The following is a 19446-nucleotide window of genomic DNA, read 5'->3' on the forward strand; positions in this document are numbered from 1 at the left end:
ATGGCGAATGGCGGGCGCTCAGTCGAGCTTCACGCCCGTGGCCTGCGTGAGCCGCAGCGTCACGGGAAGAAAGGCCTTGTAGGCCGCGGTGGCCTCGGCCGGCAGGTTGCCGACGGGCTCGGCGCCGAGCTCCTCGATGCGCCTGGCGACCTCCGGCTGGTGGATCACCGCGCTGACCTCGCGACCGAGCCGCTCGACCACCGCGTCGGGCGTCTGCGCGGGCGCCATCAGCGAGGTCGGCCCGGTGAGCGCGTACACCTCGTCGGCGTAGCCTTGCTCGGCAAAGGTCGGCACATCGGGCAGCGTCCTGGCGCGGCGGGGTCCGACGACCGCCAGCGCGCGCAGCTTGCCGGCCGCGATGTACGGCTGCAGCGTGGTGATCGATCCCACGGTCATGTTGATGACGCCGCCGATCAGGTCCACCGCCATCGGGCTCTCGCCCTTGTAGGGCACGTGCAGCGTCTGCAGGCCGTAGGCGCGGTCCATGTAGACCTGGATCTGGTGCGGCTGCGTGCCCGGGCCCCACGAGCCCATCGTGTACTTGCCGGGCGCGGCCTTCACCGCGGCGATCAGGCGCTTGAAGTCCGTCGCGGGAACGGACGGGTGCACCGCCAGCACGGTGCGCGTGGTGGCAATGTCCGACACCATGCGCAGGTCGATGCGCGGGTCGTACGGCAGCTTGCTGTAGAGCACCATGTTCGCGGTGACGGGGCCGGGCACCGTCAGCAGCAGCGTGTAGCCGTCGGGCGCGCTCTTGGCGACGTAGTCGGTGCCGATGATGCCGCCCGCGCCGCTGCGGTTCTCGACCACCACCGGCTGGCCCAGCCGCTTCGACAGGCCCTCGGCCACGATGCGCGCGAGGATGTCGGTGGAGCCGCCCGCCTGGTACTGCACCACGATGCGCAGCGGCTTGGACGGAAAGGGCGCCTGCGCCCACGCACCGGTGGCGGCGAGCGCCAACCCGAGCACAAGCGCGAACACGCGCGGCAATGTCATCGATGTCTTCATGCGATCTGTCTCCCGTGGTTGTTCATGGGGCGCGGCCGACGACCAGCGCGTCGACCGCCACGCAGCCGCCGTCGGCCGCGGGCCGCGCGATCAGCGGATTGATCTCGGCGCTGTCGAGCGAATCGCCGGCGCGCAGCGCGAAACCGGCGAGCGCGCACAGCGCATCGGCAATCGATTCGAGGTCGACCGGCGCCCGGCCGCGCGCGCCGTCCAATATGGCGAAGGCCCGCAGTTCGCGCACCATGGCCAGCGCGTCGTTGCGCGAGATCGGCAGCGCGCGCAGCGACACGTCGCGCAGCGTCTCGACGTGGATGCCGCCCAGGCCGAACATCAGCACCGGGCCGAACACCGGGTCGCGGTGCACGCCCGCGATGCACTCGACGCCGCCCGCCAGCATGCGGGCCACCAGGGCGCCGCCGAGCCGTGCATCGGGCCGCGCGCTCAGGGCGTGGTCGCGTGTGCGCTCGAAGGCCGCGCGCGCCTGCGCCGCGCCGCGCAGCCCGAGCGCCACGCCGCCGACGTCCGACTTGTGGGGAATGTCCGCGCTCACGATCTTCACCACCACCGCATCGCCGAGCGCCTCTGCCGCGGCGGCCGCCTCGTCGGCGCTGCGCACCACGCGGTGCGCGACCACGGGCACGCCAGCCTGCGCGAGCAGCGCGAGCGCGTCAGGCTCCGACAGCGTGCCGGGCGAGAGCCTGAACGGCTGCGCCGTCGGCGCGGGCGCAATCGATGCCGCGCCGGCCGGCTTCAGCCCCGCCAGCGCGGCGATGGTGCGGATGCCGTCCGACGGGTCGGAGAACACCAGGCAGCGCATGGCTTCCAGCTCGGCGCGGCGCTCCGGTGCCAGCAGCGTGCTGATGGCCAGCAGCGTGTCCGGGTAGGCCGCGCGCAGCGAAGCCACCAGGTCGCGCAGCACGGGCCAGAACGCGTCCGACGCGCCGGCGGCGGCCAGGAAGCCCATCCACGAAGCGAAGCCACGGTCGTCGAGCATCACGCGGGCGCTGCGCGCCAGCAGGCTCATGTCGTTGGTGACCTGCCCGGTGATGTCGACCGGGTTGCGCGGCGCCGCGAACGGCACCCAGCCGCGCAGCGTGTCCTGCGCGGCGTCGCTCAGCGGGCGCACGTCGAGGCCTTGGGCCGAGGCTTCGTCGGCCATCAGCGCGCCCACGCCGCCCGAGAGCGTGAACAGGCCGATCGAGCGGTCACGCGGGCGGCCCGCCACGGCCGCGCTGTGTGCCAGGTCGAAGAACTCGGTGAGGTTGCGCGCGCGCAGCACGCCGTACTGCCGGAACACGGCGTCGTACACCGCGTCGTCGCCCGCGAGCGCCGCCGTGTGCGAGGCCGCGGCCTGCGCGCCCAGCGCCGTGCTGCCGACCTTCACCATGACCACCGGCTTGCCGTGGGCCTGCGCCAGGGCCAGTGCCGCGCGCAGGCGCGGGCCGTCGCGGCAACCTTCCATGTAGCCCATGATCACGTCGGTGGCCGGGTCTTGCGCAAGCCACGCCAGGCAGTCGGCGAACTGCACGTCGGCCTCGTTGCCGGTGGTGGCCCACAGCGACAGGCCCACGCCGCGCGCTCGCGCCATCGAATACGCATACGCCCCGAAGGCCCCCGACTGGCTCACCAGCCCGATGCGCCCGGCCGCCACGCGGCCCACGCCGGGCGCGGGCGAGAAGGTGGCGTAGACGTTGCGCGCAATGTTCATGAAGCCAGGCAGTTGGGGCCGATGAGCCGCACGCCGGCCGCGCGCGCCTTGTCGCCGATGCGCGCCTGCGCGGCCACGCCTTCGGCGCCGGTCTCGGCAAAGCCCGACGAGAACAGCACCACCCCTTTCACCTTCGCGGCAATGGCGTCGTCGAGCGCGCTGTCGACCAGCGCGGCGGGCACGGAAAGAATGGCCAGGTCCACCGGCTGCCCGATGGCGCGCAGGCTGGGCCAGGCGGGCAGCTCCTGCACGCGCCCGGCGTTGGGGTTGACCGGATAGAGCGCGCCGTCGAAGCCGAAGCGGCGCTGGTAGTCGACCGGAATGCCGCCGATCTTCTGGGGGTTGGACGAGGCGCCGACCACCGCGATGGAGCGCGGGGCGAACAGGGCCGACAGCGATTCGGCCTGCGAGGTGAAGAAATCCATGGAGAAATCTGGAAGTGGTGAGATGGGGAAGGGGGCTCAGAAGTTGTGGCGAATGCCCGTGGCGATGACGCGCACGCCGTTGCCGCTGTCGGGCGCGACCGGGATGGTCGCGAGCGTGGCCGAGGCGCCGTGCCGGTTAAGCAGGCGCAGCCAGCGCGCGTAGAGCACGGTGCGCTTGCTCAGGTAGTAGTCGTAGCCCAGCGTCCAGCCCAACTGCGAACGCTCGGTGTCGTCGACCTTGCGCTGCATGGCCTCGAACATCAGGTTCGATGCCGGGGTCACGTTGTAGGTGAGGCCCAGGCTCGCGAGCCTGGCCGCGGGAACGCGCGGCAGGCTCGACGTGTTGCGCACGTAGTTGCCGTAGAACTGCAGCCCGATGTCGGGCAACTCGTACGCGCCGCTCAGCGCCTGGTAGGTGGAGGTGGCCGGTTCGGCCACGGGCGCCGCTGCGGAGCCCGAGCGCGCGCGCTGGAACGCATAGGCGATGTAGTAAGGCTTGCGCGACCAGCCCATGCTGGCGCCGTAGAAGTTGCCGCTCTGGTGGCTCGGCGCGCTCGATTCGCCCGGTGCGTAGGCCACGTCGGCGAAGAAGTCGCTGCTGGCCGGCGTGCGGTAGCGCACCATGTTGCTGGCGCGCGCCGCGAAGGGCGTGAGCCCGGGCTGCGCGTCGGTGGCGGCCACCAGGTTGATCGGCGAGAACACCGAGTTCACGCCGTACGGGTCGGCCTTGAACAGCGTGTAGAACATCGGCGTGTACATGCGGCCCGCATCGATCTGCCCCCACGGCCCCGAGAGGCCGACGTAGGACTGCCGGCTGAACGACATGGCGGGCCCGGGCAGCGTGCCGTTGCCGGTGTCGGGCGCAAAGCCGCTCTCGAGCGTGAAGTGCGCGCTGAGCCCGCCCCCGAGGTCTTCGACGCCGCGAAAACCCAGGCGCGAGGCGGTTTGGCCGCCGTCTTCGAGTCGCTTCGACGAGGTGATGCCCGACTTGGCGAACGCCATGTACAGGTCGACCGTGCCGTAGATGCTCACGCTGCTCTGCGCCAGCGTGAGCGAGGAGGCCGCCAGCGCAAGGGCGGCGGCAACTGTCTTCTTCATGAGGTCTTGTCTCCGGTGGGGCTTGCCGCATGCGGATGCATGGCGGTGCCGCTTGTGTGCTTGTCGATGTCCGGTGCTTACGATAGAAACGACGGCCCCTCGAATCTGTCAACGCTTTGACAGATTCATGAACATCACGGCAGGGAGAACCCGCTGACCCGATCGACCCCCTCCACCCCACGAAACGCCGAGGAGAGCGCTGCGCTGCTCGAGCGCGCGCTGCGCTGGAACGAGCTGTTCTCGCGCTGGCCCGACGCGCGCCGCGCCGACCTCATGAAGTCGGCGCGCCTGGAGCGCTACGGCCGGCGCACGCAGGTGCTGGCGCATGACCGCCACCGGCGCGAACTGCTGGTGGTGGTGTCGGGCTGCCTGGAAATCAGCAGCATGAGCAGCCACGGGCGCAAGTACGTCAACGCATTGCTCGGGCCGGGGCAGGTGGCGCCGCTGGTGCGCCTGCTGGAAGACGTGCCGCTGCCCTACGACTACCACGCGCACGAAGACTCGGTGATCGTCCACCTGCCCTGCGACGCCGTGATCGCGGTGCTCGATGCCGAGCCCGTGCTGTGGCGCGACGTGGCCAAGCTGGGCCTGCAGCGCCAGCGCCTGAGCATCGTGCTGCTGCAGAACCAGATGCTCAACTCGATCCACGGGCGCGTGGCCGCCACGTTGATGAGCCTGGTCCACTTCTACAGCGGGCAGAGCCAGCCGACGCCGGAGGGCGACGGCTTGCCGCTGGTGCGCCTCTCGCAGAACGACCTGGCGGCCATGCTGGGGCTGTCGCGCCAGACCATCAACAAGGAACTGGGGCGCCTGGTGGACGAAGGCGCCATCGACATGCGCTACAAGCGCATTCGCATCGTCGATGCCCAGCGGCTGGCGCGCATTGCGGCGGGCACCTGAGCCGCCTCAGGGCCAATACAGGCTCGGGCGCTGTGAACAACGACGTGCCGGTGCCATGCCTTCCCTATGGCGAAAGGCAAGGGTGTTACGGTTGGCAACTTGTCTCTGGCCCGCCTCTGGCTCAGGTACGCTGCGCTTCCTGACGTCGGCGTTGGCGCTCAGCAAGACAGAATGCGCACCTGATCGCTGAACTTGTGCTGCGAATCTTGGTCTTCCCCTGCACATTCAAGCCCGCCTGACTCGCCAGAACCTATATTCCGCTCCCTCATGCCCATGCAATTCAAGACTTCTTCCGTCCTTCCTCTCGCCTTCGCAATCGCCACGAGCGCCCTGGTTCCCGCTTCAGTGGCTTTCGCGGCCGGGCATGCCGCCAAGCCTGCAGCCCACAAGAAGGCCGCCGCTGCCGCGCCCGCCGCGGCGCCCCTGGCCGGGGAATCCGCCGTTGCTGGCGGCGCGCCTGCGCTGGCCGCCAAGGCGTGGTTGTTGATGGACTTCGAATCGGGCGAGGTGCTGGCCTCGGCCAACCCCGACGAAGCGCTGCCGCCGGCGCGCTGACCAAGATGATGACCAGCTTCCTGGTCGAGCAGGCGCTGCGCTCGGGCAAGCTCAAGAAGGACGAGCTCGTTTCGGTCAGCGAGAACGCCTGGTGCCGCGGCTCGAGCACCGAGTCGTGCATGTACCTGCCGCTGAACAGCCAGGCCACGGTGATCGACATCCTGCGCGGCATCATCGTGCAGTCGGGCAACGATGCGTCCAAGGCCATCGCCGAGCACATGGCGGGCTCCGAGCAGGGCTTTGCCAAGCTCATGAATGCCGAAGCCCAGCGCCTGGGCATGACGCACACGAATTTCGTGAACGCCACGGGCCTGCCCGATCCCGCGCACAAGTCGTCCGCGCGCGACCTGGCCATTCTGGCGCGCGCGATCATCCGCGACAGCTCCGACTACTACCCCATCTACGCGGAGCGTGAGTTCAAGTACAACGGAATCAAGCAGGGCAATCGCAACGCCTTGCTCTACACCGACCCCACGGTCGACGGCCTGAAGACTGGCCACACGCAGGACGCGGGCTTCTGCCTCGTGACTTCGTCCAAGCGCAACGGCATGCGCCTGATCACGGTGATTCTCAACACCAACAGCGCGCAGGCCCGTGCCGACCAGACCCGCACGCTGCTCGGTTGGGGGTACGCCAACTTCGAGCAGGCGACCCCCGTTCAGCCCAACGCGGTCGTCACGACGACCAAGATCCGCTTCGGCAGGGCGGACACGGTTGCCGCGGGCCTGGCAACGCCCTGGACGGTGACGGTGCCGCGCGGCCAGAAGGTGACCACCACTGCGCAGATCAAGCCGGACCTGGAAGCGCCCGTGACCAAGGGCACGGTGATCGGCAAGGTCGTGGCGGAGTCGAACGGCAAGCCCGTGGGCGAGGCACCGCTGGTGGCGCAGGCCGACGTGGAGCGCGCGGGCTTCATGCTGCGCACGTGGCAGCGCGCGGCCGGCTTGTTCGGCAAGTAAGGCTTCGCAGGGCGGAGCAGGGTGCGCCCGCGCCCTGCCTGTGCCTCGATTGCGTCGCCTGACTCTCAGCGGGCAGCGAAGCGCGCCAGGCGCTGGCCGATGATCTCTTCGGCCTCCCGCATGATGCGGTCGATCAGTTGCTTGACCGTCGGCACGTCGTTGATCAGCCCGGCGACCATGCCGCACGACCACGCGCCCGCGTCCATCGCGCCTTCGCGCATGATCTTCGGATAGACGCCCGCGACCTCTTCGATGATGTCGTCGAACTTCAGCGCCGCGCCCAGCGCGCGCTCCTTCTCGATCAGCCGCTCCACGGCAGCGTTCTTCAGCACGCGCTCGGTGTTGCGCAGCGGGCGCATGACAAGGCGCGTGTCGAGCTCGCTCGCCGCCACGATGGCCTGCTTGACGTTCTCGTGCACCGGGGCCTCCCGGGTCGCGATGAAGCGCGTGCCCATGTTCATGCCCTCGGCCCCGAGGGCCAGCGCCGCCACCAGCGAGCGGCCGTCGGCCATACCGCCCGAGGCGACGAACGGGATCTTCAGTTCTTCGGCCGCGCGCGGCAGCAGGATGAAGTTCGGCACGTCGTCCTCGCCCGGATGGCCGCCGCATTCGAAGCCGTCGACGCTCACGGCGTCGCAGCCGATCGACTCGGCCTTCAGCGCGTGGCGCACCGACGTGCACTTGTGGATCACCTTCACGCCGGCCTCGTGCAGCGCCGGCAGCCACTTCTGCGGGTTGTTGCCCGCGGTTTCCACTGCCTTGATGCCGCCATCGAGGATGGCGCGGATGTAGCCCGGGTAGTCGGGCGAGCTCACGGTCGGCAGGAAGGTGAGGTTGACGCCGAAGGGCTTGTCGGTCATTTCGCGGCAGCGCGCGATCTCCTGCGCGAGCAGCTCGGGCGTGCGCTGCGTGAGCCCGGTGATGATGCCCAGGCCGCCGGCGTGGAGACGGCCGCCGCCAGCTCGGCGAAGCCGACGTAGTGCATGCCGCCCTGGATGATGGGGTGCTCGATGCCGAACAGTTCGGTGATGCGTGTCTTCATGGAGTCTGCCTCTGGAGGATGGAATGCGGGAATGCGGGAATGCGGGAATGTTTGCGCGGCGGCTCAGCGGCCCCGGAACACGGGCTCGCGCTTTTCCACGAAGGCGCGGCTGGCTTCCCGGTGGTCTTCGGTCTGGCCGCAGTGCACGTGGTGCGTGGCCTCGAGGTCGAGGCAATCGTCGACGTCGCCGGCCATCGCGCGGTTCAGGTTTTCCTTCATGTAGCGGTAGGCCACGGTCGGGCCGCTCGCCAGGCTGCGCGCGATCTGCGTGGTGCGTTCGGCCAGCTCCTGCGGTGCGCAGACCCAGTTCGCCAGGCCCAGCTTCAGCGCTTCCTCGGCGCTCACGCGGGGCGACAGCAGATAGAGCTCACGCGCCTTGGCCGCGCCGATGAGCTGCGTCATGAAGTAGGTGCCGCCGTAGTCGCCCGAGAAGCCCACGCGCGCGAAGGCCGTGGTCATGATCGCGGTGCTGGCCATGATGCGCAGGTCGCAGGCCAGTGCCAACGACAGGCCCGCCCCGGCGGCGGGGCCGGGCAGGGCCGCGATCGTCGGCTTGGGCATCTTGAACAGCCTGCCGGCCGTGCCGCGCTGGTTGGCCCGCTGGCGGTGGATCGCCTGGTCGATGGTCAGGGCGCCGACCGTGCCGTCGCCGGCCGCCGCCATGCCCTTGACGTCGCCGCCGGCGCAGAAGCCTTGGCCCGCGCCGGTCAGCACGATGCAGCGCACCCGCGTGTCGAGTTCGGCCGCGGCCAGCTGCGCCTCCAGCGCCTGGTTCATCGCGAGCGACATCGCGTTGCGCGCATCGGGCCGGTTCAAGGTCAGCGTGAGAACGCCTGCGTCGAGCGAGGCGAGGAGGTGGGGCGTGCCGGTGTCGATGTCGATGGATTGCGTCATGAAGAGGCTTGTCTCGTGAAGGAAATCGTGGGCGGCTGTTGCCGCCGGCTCGGTCAGGCCAGGCCCAGCTCGCGGGCCTCGGCCTCGTAGCGGGGGTACGAGGCCTTCATCGTCGCGCCGTTCAGGATCATCTCGGCCACCAACGTGCGCGACGGCATCTCGTAGACCTTGGTGCGTATCCACACGGACTCGGTGCGCGCGCTCTCGCTCAACGCGATGATCTCGCGCTCGAGTTCGTAGTCGGCGTCGACGAACAGCGGGCCCTTCACCAGCCGGATCTCCTGCCCGGCGAAAAGGCCCACCGCGGGCGTGCGCCCGCCGAGCTGGGCCTCGGCGCTGGTGGAGCCCAGCAGCACGCTGATCATCTCGGTCGGGATGATGGCGCGCCCCCACGGCGAGCGCTTGCCGCCTTCGGGCGTATACCAGTCGCACGGCTCGGTAATGACCGCGAGCTTGTCGGCCAGCGTGAACGGGTAGTGGTCGCCCATGTGCTGGTCGAAGCCCATGCGGATCTTCTCGACGACCGCGCCGCGCTGGCCCACCTTGAGGTCGCGGTTGATCACCAGCCCGTTGGGTGCCCGGAGCTTGGCGATGCGCTGCTGGAGCTCGTGCGGATGCGAGGCCGCATCGCCCACCGAGGCCGTGCCTTGCAGCACCGGCGTGCCGTCGGCCTTCTCGGCGCGCAGGCGCACGAAGCTGGCGCCCGGTGCGGGCCGCTCGACGAAGGCGCGCACGGACTCACCCTCGACCACCATGTTCTGGTAGTGCGCGCTGATGCAGCCGGACTCGAACCAGGCCTGCCCGAACACCTGGAACAGCAGGGGATCGAACTGGCTGAAATGCGTCGGCCCTTCGATCGGCCCCGCCCGCAGGCCCAGCCCCTCGGCCATGGCGTCGTCGTGAATGGACTTGTGGCCGTCGTACTTCTGCTGGGCCAGCATCTGGCGCGGCTGGCGCAGCGGGCCGCAAAGCTCGAGCGAGGTTGTGGGGAAGGGCGAAGTCATGGAGGGATTGCAACTGCCGTGAAGCCCGGGCGGGCGATGCAGCGATGGTGCCAAAGCTCGGCGGCGGCGGTTGTCGCCAACGTCACAGGGGCCCGGAGAGGGGTTGGCCGGCCGCGCGATTGCGTCATGCCACTCGAGATGCGATGCGCGGTCGAGGTCCGAGGCGCAGCAATCCGGGCAGAGTATATTCAACCGCCTCCACCGCGCCCCGATGCCTTCCTCCATGCCCAAGTCGCCTTCGATGCCCAGCCGTCCGTCCAAACGTCCCGCAGCGGCTGCCGTCGCGCAGGATGCCTCGGTGTTCGTCCTGGATGACTGGCAAGGCGCGCGCGGCGACACCCTCGCCGACCAGGCCTATCAGAAGCTGCGCCACGCCCTGATGACCGGCGCGCTGCTGCCCGAACAGGTGCTGACGGTGCGCGGGGTGGCCGAAGACTTCGGCGTGAGCCTGACGCCGGTGCGCGAGGCGGTGCAACGGCTGGTGGTGGAGCATGGGCTGGAGGTGGTCAATGGCCGCACCATCCGCGTCCCCCGGTTGGGTGTCGAGACCTACCGCGAGATCCTCAAGATCCGGATGGAGCTCGAATGCCTGGCCGCCAAGGAGGCTGCACCGCGAATCTCCCATGATGAGATCGAACGGCTCGAGGCTGTGATGCAGGCGCACCTTGTCGCGATCCAGGCCGGCGACGCGCACCAGACGCTGATGCGAAATTCGGATTTTCACCTCTCAATATATCGAGCGTCGGGCCAGCCTATCTTGATCCGCATCATCGAAAGCCTGTGGCTGCGCGTCGGCCCCACGCTCAACCTGCTGTTTCCCCAGTACTGCGGCAGCCTGACCGGGCACGAGACTCATCTGGTCGCCATGGACGCGCTGCGGCGGCGCGACGGCGACGCCCTCGGGCAGGCCATGCGCGACGACCTGGCGCACGGCTCCCGCTTCCTGATTCGCCTGCTCAAACCCTGAGATTCGCCCCATGGGCGGGTTTTGGAGCATTTTGAATATATTCAAGCGCTTCTAAACTGCGGCCAGACCCGCCAGGCGGTGGGTTCCGTTCTTCCTTCGTCTCAGGAAAGGCCGTGCCCATGAAGCTGAATCTCTCTCGCCGCGAGTTCCATCTGACCGCCGCCCACATGCTGCTGGCGTCCTCCGCCGGCGGCGCCTTGCTGGGCAGCGCCGGCCCCGCGTTCGCGCAGTCGCGCTCGGTGAAGCTCGGCACCTTCGGGGCCATCGATGCGCAGAACTACATCCGCGCGAAGAACCTGACGCCCAGGACATTCGGGCAGGGCGTCAGCAGCGACTTCGTGACGGTGCGCGCGGGCTCCGAGGTGATCTCGGCCATGGCCGGCGGCAGCCTGGACATGTGCAACATCGGCTCCAGCCCGATGATGGTGGCTACGCCAACGGGCTCAAGGCCTCGATGGTGTACGTCTACAAGAACATCGTGGACAGCGAATGCCTGGTGGTGCAGGGCAACTCGGGCATCACGAGCGTGGCCGGCCTGAAGGGCAAGAAGATCGGCCTGCCGTTCAACACCTCGGTGCACTTCGCGGCCGTGGCCGCGCTCAAGTTCGCGGGCCTGGGCCTGGGCGACGTGCAGCTCATCAACATGCGCGCCGACCAGATCGTCTCCGCCTGGCAGCGCCGCGACATCGACGCGAGCTACATCTGGGTGCCCGTGCTGCCGCGCCTGACCGACGACGGCGGCAAGATCATCTTCAAGACCGGCGACCTGAATCGCCAGAGCCTGCTGATCTTCGACGGCCTGCTGGTGCGCGACGAGTTCAAGCAGAAGTCGCCGGACCTGGTGCTGGCGTTTCTCAAGGACTACGAGCGCATCGCGCGCGGCTTCAAGGAAGACCCGAAGGACGTGGTCGAGACCATGACAAGGTTCCTGAATGTCGATGAAGCGACGGTGATGCGCTCGCTCAACACCTTCTACCCCGTGCCCGCCAGCGAACAGGCCAGCAGCCGGTGGATGGGCAAGCCCGGCGAGAAAGACACGGGCGTGCTCAAGACGTTGCAGACCCAGGCGCAGTTTCTGTTCGAGTCGGGCCAGATCACCGCCATGCCCAAGGACATGGGCGGGCTGGTCGACTCGAGCTTCGTCGCCAAGATGGCGGCCTGACGCGATGCCGCCGGCAGAACGCGCCAGCGACGCACCCAAGGTCCGCTTCGAGCAGGTGAGCAAGCGTTTCGGCCAGGGCGCCGATGCCGTGCAGGCCCTGGAGCCGATCACGCTCGACATCGCCGAAGGCGATTTCACCTGCCTGCTCGGCCCTTCGGGCTGCGGCAAGAGCACCTTGCTCAACATTCTTGCGGGCTTCGAGCAGCCGACGAGCGGCCGGGTGCTGATGGACGGCCTGCCCGTGCGCGGCCCCGATCCGCGGCGCGGCGTGGTGTTCCAGCAGGGCGCGCTGTTCACCTGGATGAGCGTGCGCGACAACGTGGCGTTCGGGCCGCTGGCCACCGGCAAGCCCGCGGCCGAGGCCGAGCGTATCGCGGCGCGCTACCTCGAGATGGTCGGGCTCTCGGGCTTTGCCAAGCGGTATCCGTATGAGCTGTCGGGCGGCATGCAGCAGCGCGTGGGGATTGCACGCGCGCTGGCCAACGACCCCGAGATTTTGCTGATGGACGAGCCCTTTGCCGCACTCGACGCGCAGACGCGCGAACTGCTGCAAGAAGAAATCAAGCGCATCTGGCAGGAGACCCGCAAGACGGTGCTGTGGATCACGCACAGCATCGACGAAGCGCTCTTCCTGGCCACCGACGTGGTCGTGATGTCGGCGCGGCCCGGGCGCGTCAAGGCGAACTTCCGGCCCCAGTTCGCACAGAGCGCCGACCCGGCCGTGGTCACGAGCGCCGAGTTCGCGCGCATGAAGGCCGAGATCTTCGGCCTGTTGCGCCAAGAGGCGCTGACGGCGCAGCGCCAGGAGAGCGAACGATGAACGCGTCGGCCTATGCGCCGGGCGCCAAGGGGCGCTCGCGCTGGATCAACCTGGGCTCCTTCGCCGTGCTGCTGGCGCTGTGGTTCCTGATCACCACGCCGCTCGTGGGCGACAAGCCGCTGGTCGCGCCGCTGTTCCTGCCGTCGCCGGTGTCCGTCTGGCAGACCTTCCTGCAGCTCATGCAGAACGGCTACCAGGGCAAGACGCTGGCGCATCACCTGGGCATCAGCCTGTTTCGGTTCGGGCTGGCATTCGTGCTCACCGTGGTGGTGGCCGTGCCGCTGGGCCTGTGGATGGGCATGAACGAGACGGTCAAGGCCGTGCTCGATCCGCCGATCGAGATCTCGCGGCCCATGCCCAAGCTCGCGCTGCTGCCGTTGCTGATCATCTGGTTCGGCATCGGGGAGGTCGCCAAGATCGTGATCATCGTGCTGGCGCTGTTCCCGATTCTGTCGATCAGCGCGATGCAGGCGGTGCGCGGCGTGGGGCGGCGCAAGGTGCAGGCCGCGATGGCGCTGGGGGCCTCGCGCACGATGATCTTCCGGCGGGTGATCTTCCCCGCGAGCCTGCCGGGCATCTTCACCAGCATCCGCGTGAGCATCGGCATCGGCGTCACGATGCTCGTGGGCGCCGAGATGATCGCCACCAACGCGGGCATCGCCTACATGGCGATGTCGGCGTCGGATTTCTTGCTCACCAATGTCGTGATCGTCGGCGCGCTGATCATGGCGGTGCTGGGCTATGCGCTCGACCTGCTGGCGCGCGCACTCGAAAACAAGGTCGTCCACTGGGGCGGCAAGGAAGGATGAGCCCATCATGACCACACGACTTCCCGAACGCGGCATCGCATGGGACGAACTGCAGCGCCAGCTGAAGCACGCCGCACGAACGACGCCGACTGGCGCGGCGGCCGCGTGCCGATGTTCATTCACTACGGCGGCGAAGACGTGCTCGAGGTGGCCAAGCAGGCCTACCTGATGTACTTCTCGGAAAACGGCCTGGGGCCGCGCGCCTTCGGCAGCCTCGCCAAGTTCGAGTCCGAGGTCGTGGCCATGGGGCTGGGCCTGCTGCATGGCGGGCCGCAGGCCTGCGGTGCGATGACCACGGGCGGCACCGAGAGCATCTTCCTGGCCGTCAAGTGCGCGCGCGATCGGGCGCTGGCGCGCCGCCCCGGCATGGGCAAGCCGCGCATCGTGATGCCGCAGAGCGCGCATCCGGCCTTCGACAAGGCGGCCTACTTCCTGGGGCTGGAGCCGGTGCGCACGCCGCTGGGGGCGGACTTTCGGGCCGATGTGGCCGCCATGCGCGCCGCCTTGACGCCCGACACGGCGATGCTCGTGGGTTCGGCGCCGTCGTTCCCGCACGGCGTGGTCGACCCGATTCCCGAGCTGGCGGCGCTGGCGCGCGAGCAGGGCACCTGGATGCACGTGGATGCTTGCGTCGGCGGCTACTTCGCGCCGTTCGCGCGGGAGCTGGGCGCCGACATTCCCGACTTCGATTTCGCGGTGGAGGGCGTGACCTCGATCTCGGCGGACCTGCACAAGTACGGCTACACCGCCAAGGGCGCATCGACGCTGTTCTTTGCAGACCCGGAATCGTTCGCGCTGATGGGCTACTTCTTCGACAACTGGCCGCGCGGCCAGTACTTCACGCACACGCTGGTCGGCACGCGCGCGGGCGGCGCGATCGCCGCCGCGTGGGCCGTCATGAACTACCTGGGCAAGGACGGCTACCTGCGCGTGACGCAGCGCGTGCTGGCCACGCGGCGCGCCATGCAGACGGGACTGGACGCGCTGGGCCTGCCCACCTTCGGCGCCCGGAGCTGTCCATCTTCGCCTTCGGCTCGCCGTCGCGCGACATGGCCGCCGTCGGCAAGGGAATGACCGCGCGCGGCTGGACCGTGGGCTACGTGAACGACCCGCCGGGCATCCACCACATGCTCAACCTCACGCACGAGCCCGTCGTGGGGCAGTACCTGAGCGACATGAAGGCGGTGCTCGAAGGGCCGCAGACGCACGCATCGGCCGGGGCGGGGCGCGTCGAGGCGCGGTACTAGCCGCCACAGCTGATGCTCGCCGAAGCGTGCCTCAAAGCGCGCGGCGGCGCGCGTACCTCACCACCGTCACGCCGGGCTTGGCCTGCCGGGTCGACGGCATGACGAGCACGCAGTCGTCATAGGGCGTGACCACCGGCTCGCCTTCGTTCCAGCCGATCACGGTGCCCGCCTGTGCGATCACCTCCAGGCCGGTGAAGGGGCGGGCGAAGCGAAAGTCTTCGCTGCGCGCAACCACCGGGCCGGTCACGTCCAGCGCCCACTGGCGTGGCGCGTCGGCCTGCAGCCAGCCGGGCAACGCCCGGGCGATGTCCGCATCGTCGAGCGTGCCGGCGGCGCGCAGGAAGCGGGCGCACTGGTCCTGCGCGACGGTGCGGCTGGCCGGATCGCCATGGAAGCCGCATTCGACCAGCAGTGCCAGCGCATCGCTGGCCGGGTCGGCGTCGGGCAGGCCGAAGCGGCCGAAGTCGCGCATGCGCACGCCGTCCTTGTGGCCGGCGTCGATCACGATGTGCTCGGGGCTGCGCAAGGCCCGCGCCAGCGCGAGGTTGCGCGGCTGCATGCCGGTGAGGGTCAGCGGCGCGCTGGGCTCGTGCATCGAATGCAGGTCCAGCAGCCAGTCGGCCTGCGCCACGTAGGGCTGCAGCGCCGCGGCGCGGCGACGCTCGCGCGTGCCGCCTGCCTCGAGCCGGTCGCTCGACCACTGGCGGTTGAGGTCTTCGTCGACGAAGCGCGAGGCGTCGGCATCGGCGGCATCGAAGCTGTCGAAGGCCTCCAGGTTGCAGAAGGCCAGCGTCAGGCTGCCGCGCCGCGGGCGCACGCCGGCGTCCAGCAGGCCCTTGAGCGCCCAGGCGCCGCACACTTCATTGCCGTGCACCAGCGCGCTGATCATCACGCGGTGCCCGGCCAGGCCGGCGTCGAAATGCCAGACGCCCTCGGTGCCGGTATTGCCGGCGCGCCAGTCGGAGAGGTCGGGCGGGAGAAGTTCGAAGGAGGGTGCGGACAAGCTCATTCCTTGATGTTTGCGAATTGCACGATGTTGCGGTACTTGGCGGTTTCGGCGCTCAGGAAGCGCTCGATGTCCAACGGCGCCAGTGGGACGACCGAGCTGGTCGCCTCCATCTTGCGGCGAAAGTCGGGTGATTGCAGCGTTTCGTCCAGCGCTTTTCTCAGGCGCGCCACCACGGGCTCGGGCAGCTTCGCCGGGCCCATCAGCGCGAACCAGACGCCGATGTCGATGTTCTTCAGTGCCGGCGTCTCGCCCAGCGCGGGCAGGTCCGGCGTGATGGCCGAGCGCTTGGCCTCGGTGGTGCCCAGCGCCACCATCTTGCCGCTGCGGATGTAGGGCAGCGCGCTCGACAGCACGAACACGCCGAAGTCGATGTTGCCGCCGAGCAGGTCGTTGGTCAGCGGCGCCACGCCGCGGTAGGGCACGTGTGTCATGGCCACGCCTGCCTGCTGCTTGACCATCTCGCCGGCCAGGTGCAGCGAAGTGCCGACGCCCGAGCTGCCGTAGCTGTACTTGCCGGGGTTCTTTTTCAGCAGCGCGAGGAATTCGCTCGCGTTCTTCACACCCGCCGCCGGCGCCGCCACCAGCACCAGCGGCTGCGAGGCAACCAGGCCGATCGGCGTGAAGTCTTTCTGCTCGTAGCGCACGTTGGCGTTCACCAGCCGGTTGATGGCGATCTCGTTGTTCGCGCCCACCAGCAAGGTGTAGCCGTCGGGTGCGGCATTGGCCACCTTCTGCGCGCCGATGGCGCCGCCGGCGCCGCCCACGTTGTCGACGATCACGGGCACGCCCAGGCGGTGCGACAGCTCCACGCCCAATGCGCGCCCGGTCAGGTCGGTCGAGCCGCCGGGCGGGTAGCCGACCACCAGCGTGATGGGCTTGCCGGGATAGGTATCGGCATGGGCCGGCGCACCGGCCGATGCAGCCAGGGCGCAGAGGCACCAGACCAGGCGACGGGAGAAAGGGCGGGGAAGATGCATCGCGGCCTCGGCGTTGTAGAAAGAATCCGCGAATTCTGCGAACCACTCTTTCCTTTCGCGGTGCCATCACGGCACCACCCCGTGCCGATTCGGTTCAGCTCACTGCGCCGCCATGGCGCGCCATACCGCTTCGGCCAAGGTGCCCAGGCGACGCTTGGGCCGGTAAAGGCGCACTTCGAAGCGCACCTCCATGCGCCGCCCGCCCGTGGGCACCAGCAGGCCGGCCTTGCAGTCGGCCTGCACCATCGACCACGGCAGCCAGGCCACGCCGAGGCCGCGCAGCACGTACGCATAGAGCGCGTCGGCCGAGTCGCATTCGATGTGGCGCCTCAGGCGTGGCGCGTGCGGGTTGTGGGTCAGCAGGTCTTCCACCAGCCGGCCCATGGCCAGCGTGCGCACATACGAGAGAAAGGGCACCTCGCCGGGGCCGTCGAAGCTGTGCGTCGGCAGGCCCTGCGCATCGGCGCGCGACACCGGCACCAGCTTGTCCGACGCCACCGTGACGTGCGCGAACTGCCGGCCGTCGAGCCGGAAGGTGAGCGCGGAGTGGTGAAAGATCAGCGAGAAGTCGACCTCGTTGTGTTCCAGCATGCGCACCGTCTCGGCCAACGCGCCGGTCAGCACGCGCACCTCGCCGCCGCGCAGCACCGGCTGCAGCCTGACCAACCAGTCGGCCATCACTGTTCGCGCGAGCGTGCGGCCCGTGACCAGCGTCACCGTGCGGGCCTCGCGGCCGGCCACCGTGTGCATTTCCTCGCGGGCGCTGTCGACGCCGCGCACCATCTGGGTGGCGTTTTCCAGGAAGCTCTCGCCGGCCGGCGTGAGCGCCACCGGCGCGCTGCCGCGCTCGATGAGCGGCGTGCCGGCCCATGACTCGAGCGCGCGGATGCGGCGTCCGAAGGCCGGGTGCGTCACGTGCCGCAGTTCGGCGGCGCGCGTGAAGCTGCGCGTCTGCGCCAGCACGATGAAGTCTTCCATCCACTTGAGTTGCATGGTGCGAAATGGGGTCAGCGGTCGGTCGGATGCGCGCGTGGCGCGGGGTCCTTCGGCGCGTGCGCCGCCGGGAGGGCGCGGGTTTCACGTCGGTCTTCATGGCTGACGCTTGCAACTCGTCCAGGAATCGGCGAGCCGCGACCGACAGCGTCGCCTTCTGTCGCCGGATCACGTGGATGCGATGCACCCTGGCACCGACATCGGCAATGGCGCAGGCCTTGAGCCCCCATTCCTGCGCGATGCGGGCCGCGTAGCCGGGCACCACGACCACGCCCGCGCCGGCACGCACGAGCCCCAGCGCGGCGGTGAGGGTGCCGACCTCGATGGCGCTGGGCAGCGCGATGCCCTGGCGCGCCACGATGTCGTCGATGGTGCGCCGCACGGTGTAGACGTTGCGCAGGCTGATGTGCTCCCAGCGCGCGAGTTCCTTCCAGCGGACCTTCTTCCTGACTGCCAGGGGGTGCTCCGGCCGGACCACGGCGAACATCGACTCCTCGAACGCGACCTGCGTGTCGGTGCCGGCGATCTCGTGGTCGAGCGCGCCGAGTCCGAAGTCGACCCGCCCGGCCAGGACGCTCGCGACCGTCTCGTCGGTCGAGAGTTCATGAAGGTCGAACTGCACGCCGGGGTAGCGCTCGCGGTAGTCGGCGATCACCGGGGCCAGGAGGCCATAGACCATCATCGGCGACGCCGCGATGCCGACCCGCCCGCGTTGCAGGTCCGCGAGCTCGGCCACGCTGCGCGCCGCCGAGCGCATGGTCGCGATGATTTCCACGGCGAAGGGGTGGAACTCCAGGGCCTGCGCGTTGGGCTGCACGCGCCGCGTGGTCCGCTCGAACAGCGTGAACCCCAGCTGCGCCTCGAGCTCGGCGACCACCTTGCTCACGGCCGATTGCGTCATGTGGCGCTGGGTGGCCGTGGCGGTGAAGCTGCGCGTGTCGCACAGCGCCAGGAACACCTCAAGCTGCCGGATGGTGACATTCATTCCAATGCGGACTTGGTTTATTCGAATAATTCCATTGTTGCATCAATGACCGCTACCTACCATCGGGCGCAATCTCATCACCGACCTCTTTGCGCCATGGAAATTTCCGCTGAATCCCGTCCTTGCTGCCATGTCGAAGTCGACGCCGAAGGCGTCGCGAGCGTGCAGTTCGACAACGGCCGCCTCAACCTGCTGACCGCCGAGGCCGCCGCCATCTACACCGAGACATTGCACGAACTGCAGTGGCGCGAGGACGTTCGCCTGATGGTCCTGCGCGGGCGCCCCACGGCCTTCGTGGGCGGGGCCGACATCAAGTTTCTCAAGGACGCGACGCACCGCGACATCGACGCCTACATCAAGGGCGTGTTCGCGCTGTGCGAGCAACTTCGCGCCTTGCCGTTCCCCACCATGTCCGTGGTCTCGGGCTACTGCCTGGGCGCCGGCATGGAGGTCGCGACCGTGTGCGACCTGAAGATCGCCGCGAAGGACGCGCGCTTCGGCATGCCCGAGGTGAAGCTCGGCGTGCCCTCGGTCATCCATGGCGCGCTGTTGCCGGGCCTGATCGGCTGGGGCCGCACGCGCGACCTGTTGCTGTCGGGCCGGATGATCGATGCAGGCACAGCCTGCGACTGGGGCCTCGTCACGGCGGTGGCGCCCGGCGAGTCGCTGGAAGAAGAAGTCCGGAGGTGGCGCCACGAGCTGCTGTCGGGCGCGCCCCAGGCCCTGCGCAACCAGAAGGCGCTGATCCGCAGCTGGGAACGGATGCCCACGCAGGACGCCATTGCCGTCGGCGTCGAGGCGCTGGTGCGGGCCTATGACACGAGCGAACCGAAGGACTACATCGAGGCCTTCCTGCGCGCCAGAAAGCGCGGTTGAACGCACAC

The 19446-nt window shown here is 69.1% G+C and carries 18 protein-coding genes and 3 pseudogenes; 11 read left to right on the forward strand and 10 right to left on the reverse strand.

Going from position 1 to position 19446, the window contains the following annotated elements; translation table 11 throughout:
- Positions 1-18 precede the first annotated feature (18 nt).
- The 3 genes and pseudogenes from BMG07_RS06045 to BMG07_RS06055 all read right to left on the reverse strand — a co-directional run bounded on the left by BMG07_RS06045 (position 19) and on the right by BMG07_RS06055 (position 4239).
- A complete protein-coding gene (locus BMG07_RS06045; protein WP_198083796.1) occupies positions 19-1008 on the reverse strand; it encodes a tripartite tricarboxylate transporter substrate binding protein in 990 nt (329 codons plus the stop codon).
- A gap of 22 nt (positions 1009-1030) precedes the next feature.
- A pseudogene (locus BMG07_RS06050) lies at positions 1031-3141 on the reverse strand (acetate--CoA ligase family protein).
- Between the two features lie 36 nt (positions 3142-3177).
- The gene (locus tag BMG07_RS06055; RefSeq protein ID WP_198083797.1) at positions 3178-4239 is read right to left on the reverse strand and encodes a porin; all 1062 of its coding nucleotides are present in this window, start codon (positions 4237-4239) and stop codon (positions 3178-3180) included.
- 273 nt (positions 4240-4512) lie between these two features.
- Between BMG07_RS06055 and BMG07_RS06060 the strand changes: the two genes are divergently transcribed.
- The 3 genes from BMG07_RS06060 to BMG07_RS06065 all read left to right on the forward strand — a co-directional run bounded on the left by BMG07_RS06060 (position 4513) and on the right by BMG07_RS06065 (position 6653).
- A complete protein-coding gene (locus BMG07_RS06060; RefSeq protein WP_269758698.1) occupies positions 4513-5139 on the forward strand; it encodes a Crp/Fnr family transcriptional regulator in 627 nt (208 codons plus the stop codon).
- A 267-nt stretch (positions 5140-5406) separates the two neighbouring features.
- On the forward strand, positions 5407-5694 hold the full coding sequence (locus tag BMG07_RS41585) for a hypothetical protein (protein WP_269758699.1): 288 nt from the start codon (positions 5407-5409) through the stop codon (positions 5692-5694).
- A 5-nt stretch (positions 5695-5699) separates the two neighbouring features.
- Complete coding sequence (locus BMG07_RS06065; protein WP_269758700.1) at positions 5700-6653, forward strand: D-alanyl-D-alanine carboxypeptidase family protein; 954 nt, start codon at positions 5700-5702, stop codon at positions 6651-6653.
- Positions 6654-6718: 65 nt separating this feature from the next.
- Here BMG07_RS06065 and BMG07_RS06070 read toward each other — a convergent pair.
- The 3 genes and pseudogenes from BMG07_RS06070 to BMG07_RS06080 all read right to left on the reverse strand — a co-directional run bounded on the left by BMG07_RS06070 (position 6719) and on the right by BMG07_RS06080 (position 9593).
- Positions 6719-7695, reverse strand: a pseudogene (locus tag BMG07_RS06070) (NAD(P)H-dependent flavin oxidoreductase).
- A gap of 63 nt (positions 7696-7758) precedes the next feature.
- Positions 7759-8589 (reverse strand): enoyl-CoA hydratase, encoded by an 831-nt coding sequence (locus BMG07_RS06075; RefSeq protein ID WP_269758701.1) that lies wholly within the window; start codon positions 8587-8589, stop codon positions 7759-7761.
- A 53-nt stretch (positions 8590-8642) separates the two neighbouring features.
- On the reverse strand, positions 8643-9593 hold the full coding sequence (locus BMG07_RS06080) for a hypothetical protein (protein ID WP_198083798.1): 951 nt from the start codon (positions 9591-9593) through the stop codon (positions 8643-8645).
- A 241-nt stretch (positions 9594-9834) separates the two neighbouring features.
- On the opposite strand from BMG07_RS06080, the gene BMG07_RS06085 reads away from it, so the two are divergent.
- The 7 genes from BMG07_RS06085 to BMG07_RS06115 all read left to right on the forward strand — a co-directional run bounded on the left by BMG07_RS06085 (position 9835) and on the right by BMG07_RS06115 (position 14598).
- The gene (locus BMG07_RS06085; protein ID WP_269758702.1) at positions 9835-10560 is read left to right on the forward strand and encodes a GntR family transcriptional regulator; all 726 of its coding nucleotides are present in this window, start codon (positions 9835-9837) and stop codon (positions 10558-10560) included.
- Positions 10561-10679: 119 nt separating this feature from the next.
- On the forward strand, positions 10680-11099 hold the full coding sequence (locus BMG07_RS06090; RefSeq protein WP_198083800.1) for a hypothetical protein: 420 nt from the start codon (positions 10680-10682) through the stop codon (positions 11097-11099).
- Entirely contained in the window at positions 11015-11722 is a 708-nt protein-coding gene (locus BMG07_RS06095) for an ABC transporter substrate-binding protein (protein ID WP_269758703.1), read from the forward strand. The genes BMG07_RS06090 and BMG07_RS06095 overlap by 85 nt, the downstream gene beginning before the upstream one ends.
- A gap of 4 nt (positions 11723-11726) precedes the next feature.
- On the forward strand, positions 11727-12542 hold the full coding sequence (locus tag BMG07_RS06100) for an ABC transporter ATP-binding protein (protein ID WP_198083802.1): 816 nt from the start codon (positions 11727-11729) through the stop codon (positions 12540-12542).
- Entirely contained in the window at positions 12539-13351 is an 813-nt protein-coding gene (locus tag BMG07_RS06105) for an ABC transporter permease (protein ID WP_198083803.1), read from the forward strand. Before BMG07_RS06100 ends, BMG07_RS06105 begins: the two co-directional genes overlap by 4 nt.
- Before the next feature lie 39 nt (positions 13352-13390).
- A complete protein-coding gene (locus BMG07_RS06110) occupies positions 13391-14425 on the forward strand; it encodes an aminotransferase class V-fold PLP-dependent enzyme (protein ID WP_198083804.1) in 1035 nt (344 codons plus the stop codon).
- On the forward strand, positions 14401-14598 hold the full coding sequence (locus tag BMG07_RS06115) for a hypothetical protein (protein WP_198083805.1): 198 nt from the start codon (positions 14401-14403) through the stop codon (positions 14596-14598). The genes BMG07_RS06110 and BMG07_RS06115 overlap by 25 nt, the downstream gene beginning before the upstream one ends.
- A 31-nt stretch (positions 14599-14629) precedes the next feature.
- On the opposite strand, the gene BMG07_RS06120 is transcribed toward BMG07_RS06115, so the two are convergent.
- From BMG07_RS06120 to BMG07_RS44705, 4 genes and pseudogenes are all read right to left on the reverse strand, one after another.
- Entirely contained in the window at positions 14630-15607 is a 978-nt protein-coding gene (locus BMG07_RS06120; RefSeq protein WP_198083806.1) for a succinylglutamate desuccinylase/aspartoacylase family protein, read from the reverse strand.
- Positions 15604-16584, reverse strand: coding sequence for a tripartite tricarboxylate transporter substrate binding protein (locus tag BMG07_RS06125; RefSeq protein WP_198083807.1), 981 nt, complete (start codon positions 16582-16584; stop codon positions 15604-15606). The genes BMG07_RS06120 and BMG07_RS06125 overlap by 4 nt, the downstream gene beginning before the upstream one ends.
- 99 nt (positions 16585-16683) lie before the next feature.
- Entirely contained in the window at positions 16684-17577 is an 894-nt protein-coding gene (locus BMG07_RS06130; RefSeq protein ID WP_198083808.1) for a LysR family transcriptional regulator, read from the reverse strand.
- A gap of 166 nt (positions 17578-17743) precedes the next feature.
- A pseudogene (locus BMG07_RS44705) lies at positions 17744-18562 on the reverse strand (LysR family transcriptional regulator); the annotation flags it as partial.
- Between the two features lie 96 nt (positions 18563-18658).
- Here BMG07_RS44705 and BMG07_RS44710 point away from each other — a divergent pair.
- The gene (locus BMG07_RS44710) at positions 18659-19438 is read left to right on the forward strand and encodes an enoyl-CoA hydratase-related protein (protein ID WP_374221242.1); all 780 of its coding nucleotides are present in this window, start codon (positions 18659-18661) and stop codon (positions 19436-19438) included.
- The last annotated feature ends 8 nt before the right edge of the window (positions 19439-19446 follow it).

This window comes from Variovorax sp. E3 (genome assembly GCF_016082275.1).
Taxonomy (GTDB): Bacteria; Pseudomonadota; Gammaproteobacteria; order Burkholderiales; family Burkholderiaceae_C; genus Variovorax.

Bases quoted from the DNA above. Each gene is read 5' to 3' on its own strand.
- BMG07_RS06045 (WP_198083796.1), bottom strand. From the start codon at position 1,008: ATGAAGACATCGATGACATTGCCGCGCGTGTTCGCGCTTGTGCTCGGG.
- BMG07_RS06055 (WP_198083797.1), bottom strand. From the start codon at position 4,239: ATGAAGAAGACAGTTGCCGCCGCCCTTGCGCTGGCGGCCTCCTCGCTC.
- BMG07_RS06060 (WP_269758698.1), top strand. From the start codon at position 4,513: ATGAAGTCGGCGCGCCTGGAGCGCTACGGCCGGCGCACGCAGGTGCTG.
- BMG07_RS41585 (WP_269758699.1), top strand. From the start codon at position 5,407: ATGCCCATGCAATTCAAGACTTCTTCCGTCCTTCCTCTCGCCTTCGCA.
- BMG07_RS06065 (WP_269758700.1), top strand. From the start codon at position 5,700: ATGATGACCAGCTTCCTGGTCGAGCAGGCGCTGCGCTCGGGCAAGCTC.
- BMG07_RS06075 (WP_269758701.1), bottom strand. From the start codon at position 8,589: ATGACGCAATCCATCGACATCGACACCGGCACGCCCCACCTCCTCGCC.
- BMG07_RS06080 (WP_198083798.1), bottom strand. From the start codon at position 9,593: ATGACTTCGCCCTTCCCCACAACCTCGCTCGAGCTTTGCGGCCCGCTG.
- BMG07_RS06085 (WP_269758702.1), top strand. From the start codon at position 9,835: ATGCCCAGCCGTCCGTCCAAACGTCCCGCAGCGGCTGCCGTCGCGCAG.
- BMG07_RS06090 (WP_198083800.1), top strand. From the start codon at position 10,680: ATGAAGCTGAATCTCTCTCGCCGCGAGTTCCATCTGACCGCCGCCCAC.
- BMG07_RS06095 (WP_269758703.1), top strand. From the start codon at position 11,015: ATGGTGTACGTCTACAAGAACATCGTGGACAGCGAATGCCTGGTGGTG.
- BMG07_RS06100 (WP_198083802.1), top strand. From the start codon at position 11,727: ATGCCGCCGGCAGAACGCGCCAGCGACGCACCCAAGGTCCGCTTCGAG.
- BMG07_RS06105 (WP_198083803.1), top strand. From the start codon at position 12,539: ATGAACGCGTCGGCCTATGCGCCGGGCGCCAAGGGGCGCTCGCGCTGG.
- BMG07_RS06110 (WP_198083804.1), top strand. From the start codon at position 13,391: ATGGGACGAACTGCAGCGCCAGCTGAAGCACGCCGCACGAACGACGCC.
- BMG07_RS06115 (WP_198083805.1), top strand. From the start codon at position 14,401: ATGGCCGCCGTCGGCAAGGGAATGACCGCGCGCGGCTGGACCGTGGGC.
- BMG07_RS06120 (WP_198083806.1), bottom strand. From the start codon at position 15,607: ATGAGCTTGTCCGCACCCTCCTTCGAACTTCTCCCGCCCGACCTCTCC.
- BMG07_RS06125 (WP_198083807.1), bottom strand. From the start codon at position 16,584: ATGCATCTTCCCCGCCCTTTCTCCCGTCGCCTGGTCTGGTGCCTCTGC.
- BMG07_RS06130 (WP_198083808.1), bottom strand. From the start codon at position 17,577: ATGCAACTCAAGTGGATGGAAGACTTCATCGTGCTGGCGCAGACGCGC.
- BMG07_RS44710 (WP_374221242.1), top strand. From the start codon at position 18,659: ATGGAAATTTCCGCTGAATCCCGTCCTTGCTGCCATGTCGAAGTCGAC.